The sequence below is a fragment of the Paenibacillus sp. Marseille-Q9583 genome (assembly GCF_976954365.1).
The window spans coordinates 1-8,811 of sequence record NZ_CDRJTB010000116.1; the positions used below are offsets into that span (position 1 = coordinate 1).

The 8,811-nt window shown below is 41.1% G+C and carries 8 protein-coding genes; 1 reads left to right on the forward strand and 7 read right to left on the reverse strand.

Features of this window, described 5'->3' with window-relative positions:
* Window positions 1–36: 36 nt before the first annotated feature.
* The 6 genes from ACWNM1_RS29465 to ACWNM1_RS29490 all read right to left on the reverse strand — a co-directional run bounded on the left by ACWNM1_RS29465 (window position 37) and on the right by ACWNM1_RS29490 (window position 7,106).
* Window positions 37–1,236, reverse strand: a complete 1,200-nt coding sequence (locus ACWNM1_RS29465) for a CynX/NimT family MFS transporter (protein WP_449603759.1) — start codon at window positions 1,234–1,236, stop codon at window positions 37–39.
* Between the two features lie 244 nt (window positions 1,237–1,480).
* The gene (gene gnpA, locus ACWNM1_RS29470; RefSeq protein ID WP_449603760.1) at window positions 1,481–3,649 is read right to left on the reverse strand and encodes a 1,3-beta-galactosyl-N-acetylhexosamine phosphorylase; all 2,169 of its coding nucleotides are present in this window, start codon (window positions 3,647–3,649) and stop codon (window positions 1,481–1,483) included.
* Window positions 3,650–3,666: 17 nt separating this feature from the next.
* Entirely contained in the window at window positions 3,667–3,834 is a 168-nt protein-coding gene (locus ACWNM1_RS29475; protein WP_449603761.1) for a DUF6903 family protein, read from the reverse strand.
* 9 nt (window positions 3,835–3,843) lie between these two features.
* Window positions 3,844–4,737 carry a carbohydrate ABC transporter permease gene (locus tag ACWNM1_RS29480; protein ID WP_449603762.1) on the reverse strand — a complete coding sequence of 298 codons (894 nt, stop codon included), beginning with the start codon at window positions 4,735–4,737 and terminating at the stop codon, window positions 3,844–3,846.
* 12 nt (window positions 4,738–4,749) lie between these two features.
* Window positions 4,750–5,643, reverse strand: coding sequence for a carbohydrate ABC transporter permease (locus ACWNM1_RS29485; protein ID WP_060624964.1), 894 nt, complete (start codon window positions 5,641–5,643; stop codon window positions 4,750–4,752).
* A gap of 95 nt (window positions 5,644–5,738) precedes the next feature.
* Window positions 5,739–7,106, reverse strand: coding sequence for a carbohydrate ABC transporter substrate-binding protein (locus ACWNM1_RS29490; protein WP_449603763.1), 1,368 nt, complete (start codon window positions 7,104–7,106; stop codon window positions 5,739–5,741).
* A gap of 236 nt (window positions 7,107–7,342) precedes the next feature.
* Here ACWNM1_RS29490 and ACWNM1_RS29495 point away from each other — a divergent pair, with 236 nt between their 5' ends.
* Entirely contained in the window at window positions 7,343–8,227 is an 885-nt protein-coding gene (locus ACWNM1_RS29495; protein WP_449603764.1) for an AraC family transcriptional regulator, read from the forward strand.
* Window positions 8,228–8,275: 48 nt separating this feature from the next.
* Here the strand turns inward: ACWNM1_RS29495 and ACWNM1_RS29500 are convergent.
* Window positions 8,276–8,811: DeoR/GlpR family DNA-binding transcription regulator (locus ACWNM1_RS29500; RefSeq protein WP_449603765.1), on the reverse strand; the 536-nt coding region annotated here is incomplete at its 5' end.

The following is an 8,811-nucleotide window of genomic DNA, read 5'->3' on the forward strand; positions in this document are numbered from 1 at the left end:
TCATTATTACACCTGTCTACTACATGGGGAGTCTTTTTATACATACTTATCTCGGCCAGACAACATTCCAAACGTCATCACGAGTCCAGAAATAACGATCAATGTGATCAGTGGAATCGTCCACACTTGGGTCATATCGTATAAATACCCGATCAATATAGGTCCTATGGCTGCAAGCATGTATCCCGTGGATTGAGCCATTCCAGATAATTCTGCAGCTTGATTTCCATTTCGGGCACGAATTCCGATATAACTTAGCGCCAGTGGGAAATTCCCTCCCAAAGCGATACCAATCAAGATAATACTTAGGATCATTATTGGGTAAGATGAGCCCATCCATAGTCCACCATAACCAACTATAGAGCACATGCCTAATGCAAATGCAATCCACACTTGAGAGCGTAGTCGTCCAGCCAGAATAGGAACAAGAAAACTAGCAGGTACGCCTACAATTTGTGTAAAGGATAGCAACCATCCTGCTGTACCTCTACTTATGCCATAGTTATATAAAATTTCAGGCAACCAGGACATCGTTATATAAAATAATGAAGACTGAAACCCCATGAATAGGGCTATTTTCCAAGCGAGTGGTGAACGCCAGATTTGTTTAGCACTGATCCTTACACTTTTTACTGCATGATCTTTGGCTGGATTTAATCTAATTAGAAGGATCCATACCACGATCGCTATGATAGTCGGAATTCCCCATACAATTAAAGCTCCGTCCCACCCAAGCTTCAGATCATGAGCTAGAGGAATACTAATACCTGATGCTAACGATGCAAATAATCCCATTGAAGTGGAATATATACTTGTCATTAGACCGAACTTTTGTGGGAATTTCTCCTTCACAACTACCGGTAATAGAACATTCCCAATGGCTATTCCTACTCCCACCAATAACGTTCCAAAGAAAATAAAGAACGTCATTGAAATAGAACGGATGCAAATACCGATCAAAAGAACAACCAAACCTAACAATAGTGTCTTCTCGTTGGATAAACGAGTAGCGATTTTAGGAACGAGAGACGACATAACAGCAAAGGATATCAAAGGTATACTCATTAATAGACCTGCACTCCAATGTGCAAGCCCTACATCCTCTTGAATAATTCCCACTAGTGGACCAACAGATGTAATAGCGGGCCGTAAATTAAAGGCTACCAGAACAATCCCCGTAATGAGTAAAATAATATATAACGAATTCTTGTTGTCTTGTGTCTGTGATGATTGCAAAAACTAAATCTCCCCTCAAGTAATCAAAGCTACGCAAATGATCTTCAGAATGTAGCATTAGTTATAACATATAAGAAAGTAGTTTAAAAGTATAAAGTAGCAAAAGAGGTACCCGTTTCGCATACAAAGAGATAAAAGCGGAAGCGTCCACCTAAGCGACCACGTTAATCCTAATTAAAAGACAAAGCTGTCCCAAGTAGCCATTTTCATGGCTTTGGGACAGCTTTGTCGTGCTGACAGATTTTTAGATTTCGTACCACTTGATCTCATTCGCTTCCAGCTTGAGTGAGAAGCTAGAGCCATCACCACGATAAACGACAGTTTCCTGTGGCTCATAAGTGTTGTTCACGACGCAGTATTTACCATTCTTAACATAGGCGTGAACCTCAACATTATAGTTCTCACTGAACCAGCGGTTTAGCTCGTGGTCGCTGTGAGTACTCCAGAGGATCGCACGGTAAAGTAAGCGACTGTTCTCAAAACTATAAGGCAATCCACTGATGTAGACAGATCGTCCACTACCGAATTCATTCACTGCCAGTTGAACTTCTTTATCAACCTGACGAAGGACAGTGGTGCCTTCGAGCGCGAATATATTCTTCTTTCCTTCACCGAAATCGATAATCTTATTTCCTTTATCATCTACTCCGTAGTCTTCAGTAATAAAATGATCCTGCTCTTCCCAGTTATATTTATCATAACCTAGAGTGAATCCTTTTTCTTGCTCTACACCGAGGATACTTGCAAGCTGGAAGTACCTTCCGTTCGCTTGATGAGCTGCGGGTTCGCCCACTCCGATGAATCCTCCGCCCTCATGAACAAATTGCTTCACTGCTGTTACAATATCTGTATCCAGCCACCAATCTCCACCTGTATAAGCCGTATCGCCATCCCCTACATTCAGAATGACATCGATTCCTTTAAGGATAGAGGGGTCATTCTTAATATCATCAAAGCTAATGAATTTGACCTCAAAGGGTGCACCAGATAACGTCTCTATGATCCCTGCATAGCTATAATTTTGTTTTTGATAAAGGGCATGATGAACCATATGATTACCCCATGCACGCATTTTACCCCAGCAGTTGAGTACTGCAACGGTTTTGACACTGTAAGGTGTTGTTCCGTGTACATTATCATACAAAGTACGGAATTCATCACACACACTCTCGATGTAGCTCATGAAATCCGGAAAATCCAGTGCCAGCTTCAAATATCCACCATAACCAATTCGGTCAATCGGCTTACGAAGGATCGCCCGTCTTGCTGTGACCCAGTTTACTTTGGCTTCACGTACAGGATCTCCACCCTCATAGAATGTATCAGGGAAGAAATACGGTAGAAACCGTCCCTCTGTATAATTCACGCCAGGGATATCACTAATCAGCCGAAGGGTGGAACCGTTACCTACACTACCGACGACAGCATCTACCCCAATCGATGAGAATTCTTCCATAAATGGCTCGGTACCAATCCAGTGATCACCAAGAAACATCATGGCTGTCTTTCCATATTCGTGAGTAATATCGACTAATTCCTTAGCAAGCGCGGCAACCTCACGCCGCTGAAATGCCTGAAAGTCTTGGAACTCCTTGGTCGGAATGCGGTAGTTATTATTATAGTAGCCCTGATCAATGATGTATTCGGCTCTAAACGGATAGCCCATCTCTTGTTCAAATTGTTCAAGAATATAAGGACTAACGGATGCTGAATAACCATACCAATCCACATATTTCTCACGTGCAAGCTCATCGAAGACGAGTGTGAATTGGTGGAAGAAGGTCGTAAATCGAATGACATTGACATATGGATGTTCATCAATAAATTGACGTAGTCGTTGCATTGTGAACTCACGCGACTTCGGTTGGCGAACATCAAAGGTGATCTGGGGCTCAACATTTTCCCAACCATTCGTGACCGCATTGTACATATGAACGGGATCCCACATAATATAGGCTAGAAAACTAACCGTGTAATCGTGGAAGGGACTTGCATGAATAATAACACTGCCCGTTTCTTCGTTATAGCTCCATTGCTCAGTCGATAGTATATCTCCTGTGGTACGATCGATAACTTCCCACCAGCGCTTGATATCGTCACGAGAATTCACTTTCAGCATATCTGGATAAAATCCCTTCATTAAAGGGATGATTAGACTAGGGCCTTCAGCAGTATAAAAAGGTGTCATGAGATACATCTGCTGGATTTCATCCGGATTTGCTTTTGCCCATCCATTTTCTTTACGAGTCGTATAGTAAGTGGAATACACCTTAGCATCGATATCACGCAATTCTGCTGGGAAATCAGTACCATCGCAATCACGTACAGCATCCGCGCCCCAACGTTTCATGACTTCTATGGTTTCAGGAATAACATCCAGATCTGTTGGAATTGTGACCCGTCCTTTGTTCATCTTAAATAACTCTCCCTTTATTTAAATTTCCGATTATAGAACCAGAGAAGACCTATTAGAAGTGCTAACCCTAGCAGCATCAGTCCAAGCCCGGGTGCACCAATATTTTTTTGCCCAATAATAACGAGTACTAGCGCGAAGATGAAGACAATCAGTATCAACAAATTGCGTAACGGATTACTCATAGTAGCACCTTAACCTTTCAGCCCGCCCATGGTCATGCCTTGGGTAAGCTTCTTTTGTACTAAAATATAAAGAATAAGGGTTGGCAGCATGACTATTACTAGACCTGCATACATTTGTCCATATTCAACGGCTGATTTCTGAGCAGCCATCAGATTCATTAAACCAACTGGTAATGTTCGAAGTCCTGGCTTCGTTAGTAAAGTCATCGAAATAATATATTCGTTCCAGAAGGAGAGGAAATTAAACAAGATAACCGTTACAATGCTAGGTTTAGCCATTGGCATAATAATCTGTACCATCGTTCGGAAATATCCTGCGCCATCTACAGAAGCTGCTTCTTCAAATTCCCTAGGTAATGATTTAAAGTAGCCCGCAAGTAGATAAACAGTGAACGGAAGCGCCATTGCAGCATAGACAAGTGCGAGAATAAACAAATTATTCAAGAGAATCGGCTGTCCAAATAAATCGCGAGCAACCTTGTCACCGTTATTGAGCATCAGAAAGATTGGAACAACAATATAGTTCACATTGATAAATAATCCTGCCATAAACATCAAATTCAAGATGACACTTCCCTTGAATTTATACCTAGCAAGCACATAAGCAGCTGGTAATGCAATGACCAGTAGAAGAGCAATCGCAATCACAGTTACGATTACAGAGTTGAACATGTAACTGCCCATCTTTGCTTTCTGCCAAGCATCCGCAAAGTTCTGCAGATAAACCCCTTTTGGAAGAGCCCAAGGGTTAGCATAGAATTCTACATCCTGTTTGATGGAGGCCATGAACGCCCAAGCTACAGGAACGATAATGATAATGGCTAGTAGGATCAGCACAACATAGATGAAGGCCTTATAGATCTTATCACTGGCCCCATGATGTATGAGTTTATTATTATTCAAGTTGTCCCCTCCTTAATATTCCAAATGTTCACGGCTCGTGACTGCGTTCAAGATAGCAGCTAGTGCGAACGAGAACAGGAACACGATGACACCGATTGCCATGCCGTAACCATACGAGGAGTTGGTATAAGCCTCTTTGTACATATAGCTCAAGAACACCTCAGTGGAACCGTCAGGACCGCCTCCAGTCATCGCCACAACGAACAGGAAACTCATATTGATCGTGCTGATGACAAAAAAGGTAAGTGTGGTACGAATATTCGTCCAGATTAACGGAATCGTAATAGTGAAAAACTGATGCATCCTGCCTGCACCCTCGAGGTCAGCGGATTCATATAAGCTTTCCGGGATATTTGCCATACTCGCCATATACATAACCATGTAATAACCGATAGCCTGCCAGATCATAGCACCTGCGAGTGAGAAAATAACGATTTTCTGATCACCCAACCAAAGAGTTGGGTCCGATGCTGCACCACGGAATAAATTCAAGATTGCATTTAAGAGTCCACTATTCGGATCATAAATTGCAGAGAAAATCGCACTGATAACGACAACAGATAAGATGTTCGGTATGTAGAAGATCACTCGTAACAAATTTTGTCCTTTCAAATTCTCACGAGAAAGCACAGACGCGAACACTAGTGCAAAAGCAAAGGTAATAATCGTAACTAAAATAATAAGTAGAAGACTGTTCTGAAATGCTTGATAAAATTTATCACTATGAAAAAGCTTCTCGAAATTTTGCAGCCCTACAAAGGTTTTGTCATCTGTGTATCCACCCCACTTGTATGTGGACATACGGAATACGTTAATTGTAGGTATGATTAGAAAAACAATGAATAGGATTACGGCGGGAGCAAGACAGAAGAAAATAAAACGCCCTTGTCCTTTCTTGATTTCCATTAGTCCATCTCCTTCTTAAGGTAAAAACAATGGTGGCCGCTTTGCGCATGCCACCATTGTTCACAGCTTGAATTGGTATCTTGCGTTGCCTTAGATTATTTTAATGCTCCACGTAATTGATCGCTTGCTTTCGTAATCGCTTCAACCCACTGTGCTTGTGTCTTTGCCTTAGTCACGAGGGAATCCACGGTACCAAATACGGTATCCGAAATACTTACCCCTTCAACCGGTTCTGTTGTAGCAAATGCACCCATAGCTGCCTTTGCACCACCGTCATAGATGCTATAGAAGAGTTTATTGTCACCTTCAAGTTTGCTAGCCATGCCTTTAATAGGTTGAACTGCACCTACTTTTGCAAAAATGCCTGCTGCTTCATCTGAGTAAAGATACGCAATAAATTGTTTTGCTAGATCTGCATTTTTAGCCTTGGCAGGAACCCAGATTTGTTCAAAGAAGGTGTAGGAGAATCTGTCACCACCAGTTTTTACAGCTGGTAGAGCAGTGAATCCCCATTTAAATCCTTCTGCACGAGGGGCTTTACCCATTTCACCAACAACCCAAGTACCGTTTGGCATAAAGATAGCTTTGTTATCAAGAATAAGCTGTTGATTCTTAGTAAAGTTATCCTTATTCCCATTCGCCGGAACTGTCTTTTCGGTATAGGTTGCTAACTTATTAATAATGTCGAATGCTTGTGTTGCTTCTGGTGATTGCCATATGCCTTCAGTGTAATTCATCGCTTTCGTGAAGAATTCAGGACCACCAACTTCATTAAGTAAAGCATAGAAGAAAGAATCAAAGTATCCGGTTGTTGGATAGGAGAACAATGCAATTCCATCAGCCTTAGCTTTGTCACCTAGTGCCCACATTTCATCCCAAGTGGTAGGGACGCTCCAGCCTTTTTCCTCAAGTAAGCCAGCATTGTAGAATAGACCCGTTGGACTATAGAACATTGGCATCAGAAAGGTCTTTCCATCACCATAAGGGTTCGTAATGGTTGTATCCGTAAACCCAGGAATAAGCTTCTCCTTTACGGTAACACTCTCACCAGGAACAGTCATTGAAAGCACGTCTGTAAGATCAGAGAGGTTATTGTCTTTAATGAAGGTTTCTGTCAAACCTTTAGGCTGACCTACGGCAAGATGGATGACGTCAGGAAAATCTCCCGATTTCATACCAGGTCCGATAACATCTTCAAGGCTTTTGTCGATCGTTGTTTCAACTTTCACACCAGGGTTAGCTTTTTCGAATCCAGAAATTACCTCTTTCCATACATCAGATCCGTAAGCGGTTTCTAAAGCGGCTAGCTTAAGAGTACGAGTTTCGGCAGTCGAATTAGAGTTCTTCGATGTGTTGGTGGCATCTGTAGATGTGGAACTAGAATTACTTTCAGTATTACCACCACAGGCCGCAAGACTTAGAGACAGTGCAGCTGTAAGTGCAAGGCTAAGAACTTTTCTCATAATAACCCTCCATATTTATCTTTTATTGGTACTGTAAGCCGCATACGTAAGAGCTTTCTTACTCATTTATCTTATCCGATCGTTCAAGTTTCTTTCAACAAACATGTTGTCGTTCATTTTATATATCTTGCTATTATAAAAAATAAATATAAATTATAAACTCACCCAATTTATTGTTATGTAATCTAGTAATTATGGTAGAGTAAAGTTATATCATCGTAAAGGACTGACCTCAATTGGGAAATGTACGCTATTGGCTACCTGGTAAAGGACGTGGAGAAATTCCCGCTAAGTTAATCTATGTCAGTTCCTCTATTTATGAAGGTGATTGGTCCAGCATGCGTCATTCTCATAATTTTGCGGAGCTGTTTTATGTCCGAAGCGGGCGGGGGAATTTCATTGTAGAGAATGAAATCTATCCGGTGAAACAGGATGATCTGGTCATCGTGAACCCGAATGTGGAGCATACCGAGTTATCCGTTAGTAGTGATCCTCTAGAGTATGTCGTGCTTGGGGTTGAGGGGATGAGCTTTGACTTTGGGGACCAAAGTGGTAGCCGTAATCATGAGATCATCAATTATCGAAATCAGAGGGATGAACTATTCTTCTATTTCAACGCCATGCTTCGGGAAACAGAAAATAAAGAGGATAACTATGAAGATATTTGTCAAAACTTACTAGAGGTCGTAGTCACTATATTAATGCGAAACTCAGGTCATCCAATTTTAGTCGTGGCTACTCAAAGGGTCAACAAGGTATGTAGCCGGATCAAACGTTATATTGATTCGAACTATTCAGAGGAGATTTCGCTTGACTATCTGGCAGAAAAAGCACATTTTAGTAAGTATTATCTGGTGCATACCTTCGCTAAATATTATGGCATGTCACCCATCAATTATTTAATTGAGGTCAGGCTTCGTGCGAGCAAGGAGTTATTAGAAACCACGGATCTTTCTATTTCTCAAATTGCCGAATCCACTGGTTTTTCTTCTCAAAGCTATTTTTCACAAAGCTTCCGCCGTAGCTGTGACCTAACTCCACGCGATTACCGACTTCTAGCCAAGAAATCGGGTTCAATGACGAGCGGAGAAATGTTTAATAATTCCGCGAAAAAATCCTAAAACCCAAGAACAGCGCGCACCGATTGAGTATCGGCACGCGCTGTATTTCTAAGCTAGATAAAGAGAAATATTTAATTGTTTGATTTTCTCAATCCACTCTTCTGATAAACCTCTATCGGTTACAATCGCATCAAAATCATTTAACGAAGCAAAGTAAGTGGATTTAACCATATCAAACTTAGAGGAATCAATCACTAAAATTTTCTCAAGGGCACAATTAATTGCCGCATTCTTTGTGTCCACTTCACAACTGTTCGTGCAAGTAATGCCTAATTTAGCGTTAACTCCAGCAGCAGAAATAAATGCTTTTGTTGTTCGTGTTCTACTTATTAAATCCAACCCTTCTCTGCTTTCAAACATTTGAAGTTCTGGACGGTAATGACCACCAATAAGAATAAAATCCTTAAATCCTTTTTTATGAATCTCAATTAATGCGTTCATAGTACAGCAAACAATTTCCACAGAATGATTTGACGGAATATGTTCGATGATTTGAGCGGTTGTTGTACCAATATCAATAAAAATAATATCGTTAGGCTCGATTAGTGAAGCTGCTAACTTACCTATATTATATTTTTCTGATG

Bases quoted from the DNA above. Each gene is read 5' to 3' on its own strand.
- gnpA (WP_449603760.1), bottom strand. From the start codon at position 3,649: ATGAACAAAGGACGGGTCACAATTCCAACAGATCTGGATGTTATTCCT.
- ACWNM1_RS29475 (WP_449603761.1), bottom strand. From the start codon at position 3,834: ATGAGTAATCCGTTACGCAATTTGTTGATACTGATTGTCTTCATCTTC.
- ACWNM1_RS29485 (WP_060624964.1), bottom strand. From the start codon at position 5,643: ATGGAAATCAAGAAAGGACAAGGGCGTTTTATTTTCTTCTGTCTTGCT.
- ACWNM1_RS29490 (WP_449603763.1), bottom strand. From the start codon at position 7,106: ATGAGAAAAGTTCTTAGCCTTGCACTTACAGCTGCACTGTCTCTAAGT.